Source organism: Streptomyces sp. NPDC033177, from assembly GCF_055577715.1.
Window position 1 is genome coordinate 152365 of the sequence record NZ_JBVIPS010000009.1, and the last position, 15539, is coordinate 167903.

A 15539-nucleotide genomic window follows, 5' to 3' on the forward strand; every position below is an offset into this window, starting at 1 on the left:
ACCGACAAGCTCGAAAGGCAGGTACCGATGACCCGGGTGCTCGTGGTCGACGACGAGCCGCAGATCGTACGCGCCCTCGTGATCAACCTGAAGGCGCGCAAGTACGACGTGGACGCGGCCCCGGACGGGGCCACCGCGCTCCAGCTCGCCGCCGCTCGCCACCCCGACGTGATCGTGCTCGACCTCGGTCTGCCCGACATGGACGGAGTCGAGGTCATCAGGGGCCTGCGCGGCTGGACGCGCGTCCCGATCCTGGTGCTCTCCGCGCGGCACAGCTCGGACGAGAAGGTCGAGGCGCTCGACGCGGGCGCCGACGACTACGTCACCAAGCCCTTCGGCATGGACGAGCTCCTTGCCCGCCTGAGGGCCTCCATCCGCAGGGCCGAGCCCATCGGAGCGGGCGAGGACGACGTGATGGTGGACACGGAGGACTTCACGGTCGACCTGGCCGCCAAGAAGGTCAACCGCGACGGGCGCGACGTGCGCCTGACGCCCACCGAGTGGCACCTCCTGGAAGTCCTGGTCCGCAACACCGGCCGCCTGGTCAGCCAGAAGCAGCTGCTCCAGGAGGTGTGGGGCCCTTCGTACGGTACGGAGACGAACTACCTGCGCGTCTACATGGCGCAGCTGCGCCGCAAGCTGGAGGCGGACCCCGCGCATCCGCGGCACTTCATCACCGAGCCGGGAATGGGTTACAGGTTCGAGCGATGAGTCAAGGGTCAAGGCGGGGCTGAGCGGGCATAAGCACAGATGAGCGCACCCATTGCGGCGCTGTCGGCGACCCCCGGTACGCTTCCTGTATGAGTGCTGTTCCTGGTTCCGAGAAGCCGGCAGGCCGTTTCCGGCGCATGCTCGACCGGCTGTCCTCCTCCCAGGAGGATCTGGAGTCGGAGGAGCTGCGCGAGGATGCCGAGACGGCTGGATGCACCCGTATCGGAGACTGCCACGACCGCCAGATAGTCACGGTTACTGGTACCTTGCGCACGGTCACCCTGCGACCACGCGCCGGCGTACCCGCCCTGGAGGCGGAGCTGTTCGACGGCTCCGCGGCTCTGGACGTGGTGTGGCTCGGCAGGCGCTCCATCGTGGGGATAGAGCCGGGGCGCAGGCTGATCGCGTCCGGCCGGATCTCGATGAGCCGGGGCCGCCGGGTGCTCTTCAACCCGAAATACGAACTCAGACCCCTCGGACGGGAGTAGCCGGTGACGTCCCTCGACAAGCCGACGGACCAAGGAAGCACGGATCAGGACGCAGATTCCCGGGCCGTGACCGAGGCCGCGCTCTTCGAGGCCTTCGGCGGCGTCCGGGGCATGGTGGAGACCGTCGTCCCGGGCCTCCTCTTCGTGACGATCTTCACGATCAACAAGGACCTGCACATGGCGGCCATCGCGGCCCTCGCGGTGTCCCTGGTGCTCGTGGCGGTCCGCCTGGTCATGAAGGACACCGTCAAGCACGCCTTCAGCGGCGTCTTCGGGGTCGCCTTCGGTGTCGTCTTCGCGATGATGACCGGCAACGCCAAGGACTTCTACCTGCCGGGCATGCTCTACACGCTGGGCCTGGCCCTCGCCTACATCATCACGGCCATCGCGGGCGTCCCGTTGATCGGCCTGATCCTCGGCCCGGTCTTCAAGGAGAACCTCTCCTGGCGGACCCGCAACCCGGGCCGCAAGAAGGCGTACACCAAGGCAAGTTGGGCCTGGGGCCTGATCCTGCTCGCCAAGTGCGCGATCCTCTTCCCGCTCTACTGGTGGGCGGACACCACCCAGTTCGGCTGGGTCCTGATCGCCCTGAAGATCCCGCCCTTCCTGCTCGCCGTCTGGCTGACCTGGGTCTTCCTGGCGAAGGCTCCGCCGCCGATCGACGTTTTCGCCGAGATGGAAGCCGCCGAGAAGGAGGAGGAGGAGCGCAAGGCCGCGGCGCGCAGCCGCGAGGCCTGAGCAGCGTTTTCTGTATGCAGATGGGGCGCCCGGAAGTTTCCGGGCGCCCCATCTACGTAGAACGCTGCGGGTTCGTCGTGGCTGGTCGCGCAGTTCCCCGCGCCCCTTCAGGGCGCGCCACTGGCTAGCCTGCCGTCTCTTCCTTCCGCACCGACAGCAGATCCTCCAGCTGCTCCTCGCGGGCCTGCGCCGCCACGAAGAGAAGCTCGTCGCCCGCCTCCAGGGAGTCGTCCGGGGTCGGCGCGAGGACGCGCGTGCCGCGGATGATCGTCACCAGCGAGGTGTCCTGGGGCCACTGGACGTCGGCGACCGTCGTGCCCGCGAGCGCCGACTCGGGAGGCAGGGTCAGCTCGACGAGGTTCGCGTCGCCGTGGCTGAAGCGCAGCAGGCGTACGAGATCACCGACGCTGACGGCCTCCTCGACGAGCGCGGACATCAAGCGCGGGGTCGAGACCGCGACGTCGACGCCCCAGGACTCGTTGAAGAGCCATTCGTTCTTGGGGTTGTTCACGCGGGCCACGACCCGCGGGACGCCGTACTCGGTCTTCGCGAGCAGCGAGACGACGAGGTTGACCTTGTCGTCGCCCGTCGCGGCGATCACCACGTTGCAGCGCTGGAGCGCCGCCTCGTCGAGCGAGGTGATCTCGCAGGCGTCGGCGAGCAGCCACTCGGCCTGCGGGACGCGCTCGACCGAGATGGCGGTCGGCGCCTTGTCGATGAGCAGAATCTCGTGCCCGTTCTCCAGGAGCTCACCGGCGATGGAACGTCCCACCGCGCCTGCTCCGGCAATGGCGACCCTCATCAGTGACCGCCTTCCTCGGGGCCTTCGGCGAACGCCGCTTCGACCTTCTCGACCTCGTCGGTGCGCATCATCACGTGCACCAGGTCGCCCTCCTGGAGCACCGTCTGCGAGGTCGGCAGGACCGCCTCGCCCAGCCGGGTGAGGAAGGCCACGCGGACGCCGGTCTCCTCCTGCAGCTCACTGATCTTGTGGCCGATCCAGGACGCGGACGCGTGCACCTCGGCGAGCTGCACGCCGCCGGTGGGGTCGCGCCACAGCGGCTCGGCCCCGGAGGGCAGCAGCCTGCGCAGCATCTGGTCGGCGGTCCAGCGGACCGTGGCGACGGTGGGGATGCCGAGGCGCTGGTAGACCTCGGCGCGGCGCGGGTCGTAGATGCGGGCGGCGACGTTCTCGATGCCGAACATCTCGCGGGCCACGCGGGCGGCGATGATGTTCGAGTTGTCGCCGCTGCTGACCGCGGCGAAGGCGCCCGCCTCTTCGACGCCGGCCTCGCGCAGGGTGTCCTGGTCGAAGCCGATGCCGGTGACGCGACGGCCGCCGAAGCCAGAGCCCAGACGGCGGAAGGCGGTGGGGTCCTGGTCGATCACGGCGACCGTGTGCCCCTGTTGTTCCAGGGTCTGCGCGAGAGCGGATCCGACTCTCCCGCAGCCCATGATGACGATGTGCACGCCCGTCCTTCCGGCTGTGTCAATACTTTTGCTCAGGCTGAACGGTAAAAGCGTCTCAGACCGACGCCCAAGCTACACACGCACGGTCCGCGGTGGGCACCCCCGTGCACCTGCCGGTGCTCAGTCCACGCTGCGCAGCAGGCCCTCGACGTTCTTGAGCCGGTAGCTGAGCTCGACGATCTGCAGCCGCGCCGCTTCCTGCTCGGACCTGGCGCGTTCGACGACCTCGCGGTACTGCTCCATCGCCTCGGCCCACTGGCGGTCACGCTCGCGGTTGCGCTGCGACTGGAAGTAGGCGACCGCCACGACCGCGCCGGCGAGTATCAGGAAAAAGGCGACCGGGATGATCACGTCGTCCATTAAGACCCCTCAGGTGAGTGCTTGCCGGCCTCGTCGGACGCGTCCTCCCGGACGGCCGCGAGGATCGTGTCCACGTTCAGGCGCACGTCGAACGGCGCCAGTTCGAAGTACTTGAGCGCCTTGCCGTCGTCGGAGAGCTCCAGGCGGCCGACGACGAGACCGGCCTTCTCCAGACGTTCGAGGTGCATGTAGAGCAGGGGCCGGGAGACGCCGAGCCGCCGCGCCAGTTCGCTGACGTACAGCTGCCCCGGGGCGAGCTCGGTGATGATCCGGATCCGCTGGGCGTGGCCGACGGCGGAGAGAAAGGCGAGCAGCTCTTCGCTGTCCATGGCCCGCCCTATCGCTGGTCTGCCAGCCGTCTTCGCGCTGGTCCCGAAACCTGTCAGCCAAGACTTACGCATGACGGGAACCACTGTCAATCCGCTCATGCCCAGCCGTGAATGACAGTTGACGGCTCGTTCCTTCACCTGTCAGTCTCCACTTACACATGAAGGACTGAACGCCAGGAGATGGCGAAGGGGTGGGGATGGTCATGGGGAAGCGATCGGCCACGGTGAGCGTGGCCAGATGGAGCGCGCTGCATCCGGGGCGCGCGATCATCGGCTGGCTGGTGTTCGTGGTGCTCTGCCTGGGGGGCGGGATAGCCGCGGGCATGAACAGCGCGAGCAGCGCGGACTACCGCGTGGGGGAGGCGGGGCGCGCCGAGGCCCTGGCGACCGAGGGCGGCGTCCAGCTGCGGCCCACGGAGCAGGTGCTGATCCGCGCCGAGTCGGGGCCGCTCGACAAGGTGGCCGCCGACGCCGCCGTGAAGGACGTCACCGCCCGGATGAAGTCGCTGCCGGAGGTCGCCTCGGTGGCGGCGCCGGTGAAGTCGGCCGATGGGCGGGTCCTGCGGGTCCAGGTGGAGCTGAACGGCTCCGAACAGGAAGACCAGGAGAGCGTCCCTCCGCTCCAGGCCCAGACCGAGGAGGCCGCGAAGGTCCACCCGGGACTGGTGATCGAGGAGACCGGCGACGCCTCCGTGAGCAAGGGCGTCGACGACCAGCGCGACAAGGACCTGCAGTTCTCCGAGGCGATCACGCTGCCCATCACGCTGATCACGCTCGCCGTGGTCTTCGGCTCGGTCGTCATGGTCGGCGTACCGCTGCTGCTCGCGGTCACCTCGATCATGGCGACTATGGGCCTGGCGATGCTGGCCTCGCACCTGCTGCCGGACACCGGCGTCGGGATGAGCATGATCCTGCTCATCGGCATGGCCGTCGGCGTCGACTACACGCTCTTCTACCTCAAGCGCGAACGCGAGGAGCGGGCCCGCGCGGGCGGCCGCCTCACCTCCGAGGCGCTGGTCGAGGCGGCCGCGGCCACCGCGGGCCGCGCGATCGTGGTCTCCGGGCTCGCGGTGATCGTCTCCACCGCCGCCCTCTACCTCGCGGGCGACGTCATCTTCGACTCCCTCGCCACCGGCACCATCCTGGTCGTCGCCGTCGCCGTGGTCAGCTCGGTGACGGTGCTGCCCGCCCTCCTGGTAAAGCTCGGCCGCCGTACCGAGCGCCGCGCCGCCAAGCGGCTCGCGCGGGGCAAGCCGGTCCGCACGACGTACGGCGAGAAGAAGCCGGGCCGCGCCTGGAACGCGCTGCTCGCGCCCGCCCGCAAGCGCCCCGCGCTCACCCTGTGCCTGTCGGTCCTCATCATGCTGGGGCTCGCGCTGCCCGCACTGAACATGAACCTCAAGAACCCGGCGCGGGACAGCTTCTCGCGCGACATCGAGGCGATGAAGGGGTACGACAGGCTGCTCGACGCCTTCCCGGAGCAGCGCGTCAGGCACCTGGTCGTGGTGCGGGCCGAGGCATCGCGGGCCGCCGACGTGCGGCAGGCCCTGACGGATCTCGACCGCGAGGCGAAGGCCGACCCGCTCTTCTCGCACCCCTCCGGTGCTCCGCTCCTGCGCTCCTCGGAGGACCGCAGGACCACCACCCTGGAGCTCAACGCCACACACCCGACGTACTCGAAGAAGGCCGAGGACTCGCTCGACCACCTCCGCCACGACCATCTCCCCGCCACCGTCGGCAAGCTGCCCGGCGTCGAGACGGCCGTCACCGGCGAGGTGCCGCACGGCACGGACTATGTGGAGCACCAGAACGAGAAGCTGCCGCTCGTCCTCGGGTTCCTGCTCCTGATGACCTTCGCCATGACGGTCATCGCGTTCCGCTCGGTCGTCCTCGGACTGCTCGGCATCGTGCTCAACCTGCTCTCCGCCGCCTCCGCGCTCGGACTGCTCGTCCTGGTTTTCCAGGGGCAGTGGGCCGAGGAACTGCTCTCGTTCGTCTCGCTCGGCGGGATCTCCTCGCGGGTGCCGCTCTTCCTCATCGTGATCCTCTTCGGGCTCTCGATGGACTACCAGGTGTTCGTCGTCAGCCGGATCAGGGAGGCCGCCCTGAACGGCGTCCCCACCCGGCAGGCCGTCATCGAGGGCATCGGCTCGTCGGCCAAGGTCGTCACCAGTGCCGCGATCGTCATGGTCACCGTCTTCGCGAGCTTCGTGATGCTGCACATCCTGGAGATGAAGCAGATGGGCTTCGTCCTCGCGGCGGCCGTCCTGCTCGACGCGTTCGTGATCCGCATCATGATCCTGCCGGCGGCGCTGCTGCTCCTGGGGCGTGCCACCTGGTGGCCGTCCCGCGCGATCCACCGCGCCGAGCAGCGGGCGGCCGAGCGGTACGGGGCGCGGGAGGTGCCGGAGGCACCGCAGACCGCCGACGGCCGTCCGCTTTCCGGGCATTGGGCGGAGCCCCCGGCGGCGCGTCGTGGCTAACCGGCGCGGTTAGGGGGTGGTGGGTGGGCGGGCACCCATTCGAACGCTTACGATCCTCTGCGTGTCCAAACTGACCGACGTGCCCAAACGGATCCTCATCGGGCGCGCACTGCGCAGCGACCGGCTCGGAGAAACCCTCCTGCCGAAGCGCATCGCTCTACCCGTGTTCGCGTCCGACCCGCTCTCCTCCGTCGCCTATGCGCCGGGGGAAGTGCTCCTAGTCCTCTCGATCGCGGGTGTGTCGGCGTACCACTTCAGCCCCTGGATCGCTGTCGCGGTCGTCGTGCTGATGTTCACCGTCGTCGCGTCGTACCGGCAGAACGTGCACGCCTACCCGAGTGGTGGTGGCGACTACGAGGTCGCCAACACCAACCTCGGCCCCAAGGCCGGACTCACCGTCGCGAGCGCGCTGCTCGTCGACTACGTCCTGACCGTGGCCGTATCGATCTCCTCGGGCATCGAGAACCTCGGCTCGGCGGTCCCGTTCGTCGTCGAGCACAAGGTCCTCTGCGCCGTCGCCGTCATCGTGCTCCTCACGGTGATGAACCTGCGCGGCGTGAAGGAGTCCGGGAAACTCTTCGCCATCCCGACGTACGTCTTCGTGGCCGGCGTCTTCATCATGATCGCCTGGGGTGCCTTCCGGGGCATCGTCCTGGACGAGACGATGAAGGCGCCCACTGCGGACTACGAGATCAAGCCCGAGCACGGCGGCCTCGCGGGCTTCGCGCTCGTCTTCCTGCTCCTGCGGGCCTTCTCCTCCGGCTGCGCGGCGCTCACCGGCGTCGAGGCGATCAGCAACGGAGTCCCGGCCTTCCGCAAGCCCAAGAGCAAGAACGCCGCGAGCACCCTGGCCCTGATGGGCGCCCTGGCCGTCACCATGTTCTGCGGCATCATCGCGCTCGCCATGACGACCAAGGTCCGCATGGCCGAGTACCCGGGCAAGGACCTGTTCCACAACGGCGTCCCGGTCGGCGCCGACTACGTGCAGAACCCGGTGATCTCCCAGGTCGCCGAGGCGGTCTTCGGCCACGGCAGCTTCCTCTTCATGATCCTGGCCGCCGCCACCGCCCTTGTCCTCTTCCTCGCGGCCAACACGGCGTACAACGGCTTCCCGCTGCTCGGCTCGATCCTCGCGCAGGACCGCTACCTGCCGCGTCAGCTGCACACCCGCGGCGACCGGCTCGCCTTCTCCAACGGCATCGTGCTGCTCGCGGGCGCCGCTGCCCTGCTCGTCGTCATCTACGGCGCGGACTCGACCCGCCTGATCCAGCTCTACATCGTCGGCGTCTTCGTCTCCTTCACGCTCAGCCAGATCGGCATGGTCCGGCACTGGAACCGCCATCTGCGCAAGGAGAAGGACCAGGCCAAGCGGCGCCACATGATCCGCTCGCGGGCGATCAACACCTTCGGCGCCTTCTTCACGGGCATGGTCCTGGTCGTCGTACTCGTCACGAAGTTCACGCACGGCGCGTGGGTCGCCCTGCTCGGCATGGTGATCTTCTACGCGACGATGTCCGCGATCCGCCGCCACTACGACCGCGTGGCCGAGGAGATCGCCGCCCCGGACACCCCCTCCGACGACAGCGTGCGGCCATCGCGCGTGCACTCCATCGTCCTGGTCTCCAAGATCCACCGCCCGACGCTGCGCGCCCTGGCCTACGCCAAGCTGATGCGCTCGGACACCCTCGAAGCGCTGAGCATCAACGTCGACCCGGCGGAGACCAAGGCCCTGCGGGCCGAGTGGGACCGGCGCGGCATCACCGTCCCGCTGAAGATCCTCGACTCGCCCTACCGCGAGATCACCCGGCCGATCATCGAGTACGTCAAGGGCCTCCGGAAGGAGAGCCCGCGCGACGTGGTCAGCGTGATCATCCCGGAGTACGTGGTGGGCCACTGGTACGAGCACCTGCTGCACAACCAGAGCGCGCTCAGGCTCAAGGGCCGCCTGCTCTTCACTCCCGGCGTGATGGTCACCTCCGTCCCCTACCAGCTCGACTCCTCCGAGGCCGCGAAGAAGCGGGCCCGGAAGCGGTCGGAGTGGAACGCGCCGGGTGCGGTGCGCCGGGGACCGGTGGAGAAGCGCCCCAAGGAGCCCAGCAACAAGGCCTGACCCCCGCGGTTGGTGAGCGGCCGGACCACACCCACGTAGACTGGTGGGCTGTTGTCCGGCCGTTTCCTTTCGGCCGATGCCCCCTTACGTAGTGGAGTCACCCCGCCATGCAGGCAGAACCGAAGAAATCGCAGGCGGGGAACTCGAAGGAGGGTTCGCAGGCGGCCTCCCTCATCGGGCAGGAGTACGAGGTCGAGGTGGGCCCGGTCGCCCATGGCGGCCACTGCGTCGCCCGCACGGCGGAGGGCCGCGTCCTCTTCGTCCGGCACACGCTCCCCGGCGAGAAGGTCATCGCGCGCGTCACCGACGGTGACGAGGAGTCCCGCTTCCTGCGCGCGGACGCGGTGACGGTCCTCGATCCCTCCAAGGACCGCGTCGAGGCGCCCTGCCCGTACGCCGGCCCCGGCCGCTGCGGCGGCTGCGACTGGCAGCACGCCAAGCCGGGCGCACAGCGCCGCCTCAAGGGCGAGGTCATCACCGAGCAGCTCCAGCGCCTCGCGGGGCTCACCCCCGAGGAGGCGGGCTGGGACGGCACGGTCGTCCCGGCCGAGGGCGACAAGCTGCCCCCGGGCGAGGTCCCGGCCTGGCGCACCCGCGTCCAGTACGCGGTGGACCCCGACGGCAACGCTGGCCTGCGCCGCCACCGCTCGCACGAGGTCGAGCCCATCGAGCACTGCATGATCGCCGCTCCCGGGGTCTCCGAGCTCGGCATCGAGAAGCACGACTGGGCCGGCATGGAGTCGGTAGAGGCGATCGCAGCGACAGGCTCCCAGGACCGCCAGGTCATCCTGGAACCGAAGCCGGGCGCGCGCCTGCCGCTGGTGGAGCTGGACAAGCCGGTCTCGGTCCTCCGGGTCGCCGAACAGGACGGCGGCATCCATCGCGTCCACGGCCGTCCCTTCGTGCGCGAGCGCGCCGACGGCCGCACCTACCGCGTCGGCAACGGCGGCTTCTGGCAGGTCCACCCGAAGGCCGCCGAGACCCTGATGCTCGCCGTCATGCAGGGCCTCACGCCCCGCAAGGGCGACACGGCCCTCGACCTCTACTGCGGCGTGGGCCTGTTCGCGGGCGCGATCGCCGACCGGGTCGGCGACAAGGGCGCGGTCCTCGGCATCGAGTCCGGCAAGCGAGCCGTCGAGGACGCCCGCCACAACCTCGCCGCCTTCGACCGCGTCCGCATCGAACAGGGCAAGGTCGAGGCCACCCTGCCGCGCACCGGCATCACGGAGGTCGACCTGATCGTCCTCGACCCGCCGCGCGCGGGCGCGGGCAAGCAGACGGTGAAACACTTGACGGGTCTGGGAGCACGCAGGATCGCCTACGTGGCCTGCGACCCGGCAGCGCTGGCACGGGACCTGGGGTACTTCCGCGAGGGCGGGTACCGGGTGCGGTCGCTGCGGGCGTTCGATCTGTTTCCGATGACCTCGCACGTTGAGTGTGTAGCTGTTTTGGAGCCAGCAGAAAAGGCCACCTGACCTGGACTTTTCTGGTTCGGGTGAGTTTCCTCGACCTGTTTGGGGACCTGGGGCGGGTACACCATGTGGAACTCATTTCACTGATTGCCGTGCTTCACGGGGTGGTCTTGGCGCGACCTCAACGAGCGCTGTCGCACGAGGTCCATCGCCCGTGTCGCGTGACGCGGCAGCAACCCCCCTGAAGCCGTAGACCGGCGGAAGACGAAGACGGAACGTCGACTTGTGGGGTGGTGGCACGATCACGCTGCCTTCGTCGGCATAGCCACACCGGCGGCGCCTCGCGGTCCTTCGTGGAGGCCAGTCGGCCCGGGCGGGGGAGCGTGGCAGACTGCCGGGATGCGAGCGGTGCATGAGGTGGCTGAGCCTGAGACGGCAGTTCGTGATTTGGCGGTACGGGATGTCGCGGTAAAGGAGTTGAAGTTCCGTAAGCTGGCAGAGCAGCTGCGGAAGGGCATCCGAGACGGGACATGGGCGCTTGGAGCGAAGCTGCCGACGGAGATCGAACTCGCCTCGGGCACGGGGCTGTCCGTCACTACCGTGCGCAGGGCGTTTGAGGAACTCGTCTCCGAAGGACTGGTCGATCGCCGCCAGGGTGCCGGATCCTTCGTCATCGCGCTGCCGCGTATCAGGGCACACCCCCGGTCCTCGGAGCGTCGGCGTATCGGGGTGCTCGTGCCGGAGGCCGAGTACTACTTCGCCCCAGTGCTGAAGGGTGTCGAGGCCGCTTTGTCCGCCGCCCGCTGCTCCATGGTGCTGCGAACCACGGGCTACGGCGTCGGCGCCGTAACCGGCGCCGTGACCGCTGTGGAGGAGCTGTTGGCTGCCGGAGTGGCAGGGCTGTTGCTGACGCCTTCGGCTCCCGAGGTGCCCATCACCGGCCAGCTGGCACGGCGCCTCCAGGAGTTGCCAGTGCCGGCCGTGTACCTGGAGCGTCGGTGGGCGCGGGCTGGGGCGGCGGACCGGACTGAGCACGTGTACACCGACCACGCGGGCGGCGCTTACGACGCGCTCGCGCACCTGGCCAGGCTCGGTCACCGTGACGTGGGGCTGGTTCGCCGACTGGGTGCTGCGCCCACGCAGGTCGTCGCGGAGGGTTTCGATCAAGCGGTCGAGGCGCTCGATCTGCGCGCCAGGTCACGTATCGACTGGGAGCCAATCGATACGCACCTTGAGATGCGGTGCTCGGCGGAGGCTCCCTTGGCCCTAGAAGTGCTGCACACCTTGCGGAACTCCGGCGCGACGGCGGTGCTGTGCTTCGGTGACTTCGAATCGGGGCTGCTGCTGCGGGCCGCGCGAACTGAGGGGGTGCAGGTGCCGCAGGACCTTGCGATCGTCTCGTATGACGACAGCCTTGCCGCCGACGCTGACGTGCCGCTGACGGCGGTGGCTCCGGAGAAGTTCAGGATGGGCGCCCTGGCTGTCGAGACCCTGCTGCACCGCTTGGACGATCCAGAGGCTGAGCTGCGGCAGGTACGGCTGCGGCCCCGCTTGACCCTACGAACCTCCTGTGGCTGGGACGCCGCCGACCTGGCTTACGGCAGCGCATCAATGCCTTGATTCCCGAATACGTCTTGATTCCTCTCCTGCGTGGCCCGGAGCTTCTCTGCCATGAAGGAACAGCAAATAGCGACAGGTGAGGATCGGGTCCTGCGGCGCGGCATGCACCTGGTGGTACGGGCGGCGCGGGAGCAGCCACGGGCGTTCGCCGCCGGAGGGCTGGGCAGTCTGGCGTTTGCGGCGGCCACCGTCGGGGCGGCGTACGTGCTCAGCGCCGTAGTGGCCCGTCTGGCAGGTCCGGCTTTTTCCGGGGGAGGGTTCGAGCCGGGAGCTGCGGTCCTTGCCGCGGCCGTGACGGTCGGCGTGGCCGCAGTGAAACTCGGCGGGATCCTCGTGAGGCGTCTGGCTGTCGGCCGTATGCAGTACGGCCTGACATCGGACTACAGGCGCCGGGTGCTGCGCAGGTACCTGGACTTGTCGTTCGAGTGGCACCTACGCCAGTCGCCGGGCGTGCTGCTGTCCCGGGCCGGCAGCGACGTTGATGTCGCTTGGGCGATGGTCGCCGACCTGCCGCTGGCCGTGGGCGCGTCGGGTATCTGTGTGCTCGCGGCGGCGGCGTTGTTGCTGACTGACCCTGTACTGGCTGCCGTTGGGATCACCATCTTCCCCGTAATCATCGCGATGAACGTGGTGTACTCGCGGGCCGTCGCAGCGCCATCCGCGCGTCTGCAGGAGCGTCGGGCAGAGCTCGCGGAGATCGCACACGAGAGTGTGGAGGGGGCCCAAGTTGTACGCATCCTGCATCGGAGAGACAGTGAGGTGGCACGCTTCGCGCGGGCAGCCGTCCGATTGCGGGATGCCGTGGTCCGGGTCGAACGCACGCGCGCAATCTTCGAGCAGATCGTGGGGCTGTTGCCGCAGGCCGGCACACTAGCGCTGCTGCTCGTGGGAGCGGTACGGCTACGAGACGGGGCGATCGGGGTCGAGCAGTTGCTCTCCGCGACGCTGCTGTTCTCCGCCATCGCATTCCCTCTGAGTGGCCTGGCGTGGCTGCTGGCTGCCCTGCCCGCCAGCGCGATCGGCTATGCACGCGTACGGGAGACGCTCGACCTGCCCGGCGAGTCGGCTGACGGACCATCGCCGGACTGCGAGGCGGTGCGCGGATCGGTGGCGCCTGAAAGATCTACGGCACGCGTAACGGACGACTCACCTGTGCCTCGGCTCGGCGGGTATCCGGGCGAACCGACCCGAACCGCCCTCGCGCTACGAACGGTCACGGCCCGAAGGGGTGCACGCACGATCGATGCAGCCGCACCAACGTCTGGTCCTGGCCCGGCCCTGGCGCGGCTTGAGCTGTGCGGCGCGGCGTTCGCCTATAGCGCCGGGCGCTTTGCGGTGCAGGGCGTCAGCGTCACGGTTCGGCCCGGTCACGTGCTTGCCATCACGGGGCCCACAGGCTCTGGCAAGACGACCCTCGTACGACTGATCGCTGGTCTCCTCGTGCCTGGCGAGGGGAGCGTTCACGTTGATGGACTGCCACCTCGGCTGCTTTGCGATACCGGGGAGCTGCCTGACTACATCGGATACGTGCCGCAGGACGTGTTCCTCTTCGGCGACACGGTCCGTGGAAACGTTGCCCTGGATCGTGAAGCGGACCTTCCTGACGAGAGGCTCTGGGAGGTATTGCGTACCGTCCGGGCTGACGACTTCGTGGCAGCGTTGCCAGACGGGCTGGACTCCTCGCTCGCCGAGCGGGGCGACAGCCTCTCCGGTGGACAGCGACAGCGGCTTGCCCTGGCCAGGGCTGCCGTCCGCAGGCCACGGTTGCTGGTCCTGGACGACGCCACCTCTGGTCTGGACGCGAGCGTCGAAGCATCCGTTCTCGGCTCCCTGCGGAAGGCCCTACCGGTTACCACGGTCGTTGTCACCAGCCGGCCGCAGAGTTTGGCTCTCGCAAACGAGGTGCTCTTCCTGGACAACGGAGGCGTCGCTGCGTGCGGTGCACATTCCGAGCTGCTGCGGACCGTCCCCGAGTACCGACGGCTCGTGCGTCAGGAGGCGGGCGCGTGAGTATGCACCGAGGCGAGCCTTCCCCTGCCCGACCGCTATGGAGGGTGCTGCCTGCCGCTGGCGTACTGGCGTGCCTTGCTGCGGCCGGGCGCGTCGGTGTTCCTTTCACAGTGCAGCGGGTGACTGACGCCGTGACCTCGAAGCCAGGGCCAGGCACGGGCCCGGAAGCGATGGTCGCACAGGCGCTAGTACTCCTTGTCCTCGCCGCAGTGGGGGCAGCGGGCATGGCGTACCTGCTGGCCCGTGGAGTGGAGGTCGTGTTGGCCGACATACGATCCCGCATGATGCGCCACCTGCATGCGCTGACGCCTCTGGACCGGCAGTGTTACAGCAGAGGGGGACTGGTCTCCCGGCTGACCTACGACGTCGACCAGATCACCAACTTCGTTCAGCGCGGCGGCACACACATGTTGCTCAATGGGGCGCAACTCGTCCTTGCCACTGGCCTGATGCTCCACTACTCATGGGTTCTGGGGCTGTTGGTGCTCATGACGCTGGCCCCGCTGGCCTGGGTTTTGCCGGCCCTCCAGAAGCGACTGGCGGTGCGGTTCGCGCGAGTACAGGAGCGCAACGGTGCCGTGGTAGCGCTTGCCGGTGAGGCCGTCGCCGGAGCAGCCGTCATCCGCGCGTTCAGTGTGCAACAGCGGTTTGATGCCCGGCTGGGTGAGGCCATCGACTCTCACTACGTTGCCCAGAACCGCGCGCAGAAGGCTGCTGCGTACGCGTACGTGATCGGAGAGGCAGCTGTCGCAGTTACCACGGCAGTCCTTCTGGTCGTGGGCATGGTGCTCGGTGCGGCGCATCGGCTTACCCTCGGTGAGCTGACAGCATTTCTCTTCCTCATCACCATGTTCGTCCAGCCGCTTCAGGCGGTTGCTGAGAACCTGAACGGGATACAGAACGCGGTGGCGTCGGTGCGCCGTATCCGGTCCCTGATGCTGCATCGTCCTACAGTCACCCCCGCCCAAATCGATGCTGTCCCGCTGCCCCCGGGTCCACTGGACGTGGAGGTTCGGGCGGTCACCTTCGCCTACGCTGGTGCCCAGCGGGCCGCGCTGAATGACCTGACGCTACGCGTGCGGCGCGGCAGCACAGTCGCCGTGGTCGGGCACACGGGATCCGGGAAGTCGACGCTCGTCACGCTGCTCACACGGGTTGCGGACCCGGACCGCGGGGATGTCTGCATCGGCGGAGTTCCACTGCCGCGCCTTAGTGAGGGCGAACTGCGTGGCGCCCTCCACCTGGTGCCCCAAGAGGGCTTCCTCTTCCGCGGCACGATCGCCGACAACGTACGGCAGGCGTCTTCCGATCTGTCCGATGAGGACGTCATGGAGGTCTTCGCGGAGCTTGGTCTCGGTGAGTGGCTCACGACCTTGCCAGACGGAGTGCGCACTAACGTCGGAGAGTCGGGAACCGCCCTGTCGGCCGGGGAGCGGCAACTCGTCGCGATCGCCCGTGCCTACGCGGCCGACCCACGGGTGTTGCTGCTGGACGAGGCCACCTCGCAGCTCGATCCGCTAACCGAGGCCCGGGTTGCCAAGGCCGTCAGTCTGTTGGCGAGAGGCCGTACGACCATTGCCGTGGCACACCGGCTATCAACGGCCGAACAGGCCGACGATGTGGTCGTCATGGAGGACGGGCAGATCATCCAGCGCGGCCCACACTCTGCGCTCTCCGTGTGCTCCGGGCCGTACGCACGTCTCTACGCGGATTGGCAGCGCCGCACCAGCACGGCCGCCGCCGGGGAACCAGCGCCCTGACGCTGACCCCGATCGAGGCACGCGGTATGTCCACGGCCGCAACACCGT

At 68.6% G+C, this 15539-nt stretch carries 13 protein-coding genes; 9 read left to right on the forward strand and 4 right to left on the reverse strand.

Going from position 1 to position 15539, the window contains the following annotated elements; translation table 11 throughout:
* Positions 1 to 27: 27 nt before the first annotated feature.
* From ACZ5U5_RS29280 to ACZ5U5_RS29290, 3 genes are all read left to right on the forward strand, one after another.
* On the forward strand, positions 28 to 711 hold the full coding sequence (locus ACZ5U5_RS29280; RefSeq protein ID WP_469027400.1) for a response regulator: 684 nt from the start codon (positions 28 to 30) through the stop codon (positions 709 to 711).
* Positions 712 to 800: 89 nt separating this feature from the next.
* Positions 801 to 1199: an OB-fold nucleic acid binding domain-containing protein gene (locus tag ACZ5U5_RS29285; protein ID WP_160507673.1), complete on the forward strand. Its 399-nt coding sequence runs from the start codon at positions 801 to 803 to the stop codon at positions 1197 to 1199.
* A gap of 3 nt (positions 1200 to 1202) precedes the next feature.
* A complete protein-coding gene (locus ACZ5U5_RS29290; protein WP_469027403.1) occupies positions 1203 to 1937 on the forward strand; it encodes a DUF3159 domain-containing protein in 735 nt (244 codons plus the stop codon).
* Between the two features lie 124 nt (positions 1938 to 2061).
* Here the strand turns inward: ACZ5U5_RS29290 and ACZ5U5_RS29295 are convergent, their stop codons facing one another.
* From ACZ5U5_RS29295 to ACZ5U5_RS29310, 4 genes are all read right to left on the reverse strand, one after another.
* A complete protein-coding gene (locus tag ACZ5U5_RS29295) occupies positions 2062 to 2739 on the reverse strand; it encodes a potassium channel family protein (RefSeq protein ID WP_469027405.1) in 678 nt (225 codons plus the stop codon).
* The gene (locus ACZ5U5_RS29300; RefSeq protein WP_367045579.1) at positions 2739 to 3407 is read right to left on the reverse strand and encodes a potassium channel family protein; all 669 of its coding nucleotides are present in this window, start codon (positions 3405 to 3407) and stop codon (positions 2739 to 2741) included. The genes ACZ5U5_RS29295 and ACZ5U5_RS29300 overlap by 1 nt, the downstream gene beginning before the upstream one ends.
* A gap of 120 nt (positions 3408 to 3527) precedes the next feature.
* Positions 3528 to 3767 carry a hypothetical protein gene (locus ACZ5U5_RS29305; protein ID WP_397715665.1) on the reverse strand — a complete coding sequence of 80 codons (240 nt, stop codon included), beginning with the start codon at positions 3765 to 3767 and terminating at the stop codon, positions 3528 to 3530.
* Complete coding sequence (locus ACZ5U5_RS29310; RefSeq protein ID WP_469027409.1) at positions 3767 to 4096, reverse strand: ArsR/SmtB family transcription factor; 330 nt, start codon at positions 4094 to 4096, stop codon at positions 3767 to 3769. Before ACZ5U5_RS29310 ends, ACZ5U5_RS29305 begins: the two co-directional genes overlap by 1 nt.
* 203 nt (positions 4097 to 4299) lie before the next feature.
* Between ACZ5U5_RS29310 and ACZ5U5_RS29315 the strand changes: the two genes are divergently transcribed.
* From ACZ5U5_RS29315 to ACZ5U5_RS29340, 6 genes are all read left to right on the forward strand, one after another.
* Positions 4300 to 6579, forward strand: a complete 2280-nt coding sequence (locus ACZ5U5_RS29315) for an MMPL family transporter (RefSeq protein ID WP_469027411.1) — start codon at positions 4300 to 4302, stop codon at positions 6577 to 6579.
* Between the two features lie 61 nt (positions 6580 to 6640).
* A complete protein-coding gene (locus ACZ5U5_RS29320; protein ID WP_469027414.1) occupies positions 6641 to 8689 on the forward strand; it encodes an APC family permease in 2049 nt (682 codons plus the stop codon).
* 107 nt (positions 8690 to 8796) lie between these two features.
* Positions 8797 to 10164 carry a class I SAM-dependent RNA methyltransferase gene (locus ACZ5U5_RS29325; RefSeq protein WP_469027416.1) on the forward strand — a complete coding sequence of 456 codons (1368 nt, stop codon included), beginning with the start codon at positions 8797 to 8799 and terminating at the stop codon, positions 10162 to 10164.
* Positions 10165 to 10500: 336 nt separating this feature from the next.
* Positions 10501 to 11721, forward strand: a complete 1221-nt coding sequence (locus ACZ5U5_RS29330; protein ID WP_469027418.1) for a GntR family transcriptional regulator — start codon at positions 10501 to 10503, stop codon at positions 11719 to 11721.
* 51 nt (positions 11722 to 11772) lie between these two features.
* The gene (locus ACZ5U5_RS29335) at positions 11773 to 13731 is read left to right on the forward strand and encodes an ABC transporter ATP-binding protein (RefSeq protein WP_469027421.1); all 1959 of its coding nucleotides are present in this window, start codon (positions 11773 to 11775) and stop codon (positions 13729 to 13731) included.
* Between the two features lie 2 nt (positions 13732 to 13733).
* Positions 13734 to 15491 (forward strand): ABC transporter ATP-binding protein, encoded by a 1758-nt coding sequence (locus tag ACZ5U5_RS29340; RefSeq protein WP_469028035.1) that lies wholly within the window; start codon positions 13734 to 13736, stop codon positions 15489 to 15491.
* Positions 15492 to 15539 lie beyond the last annotated feature (48 nt).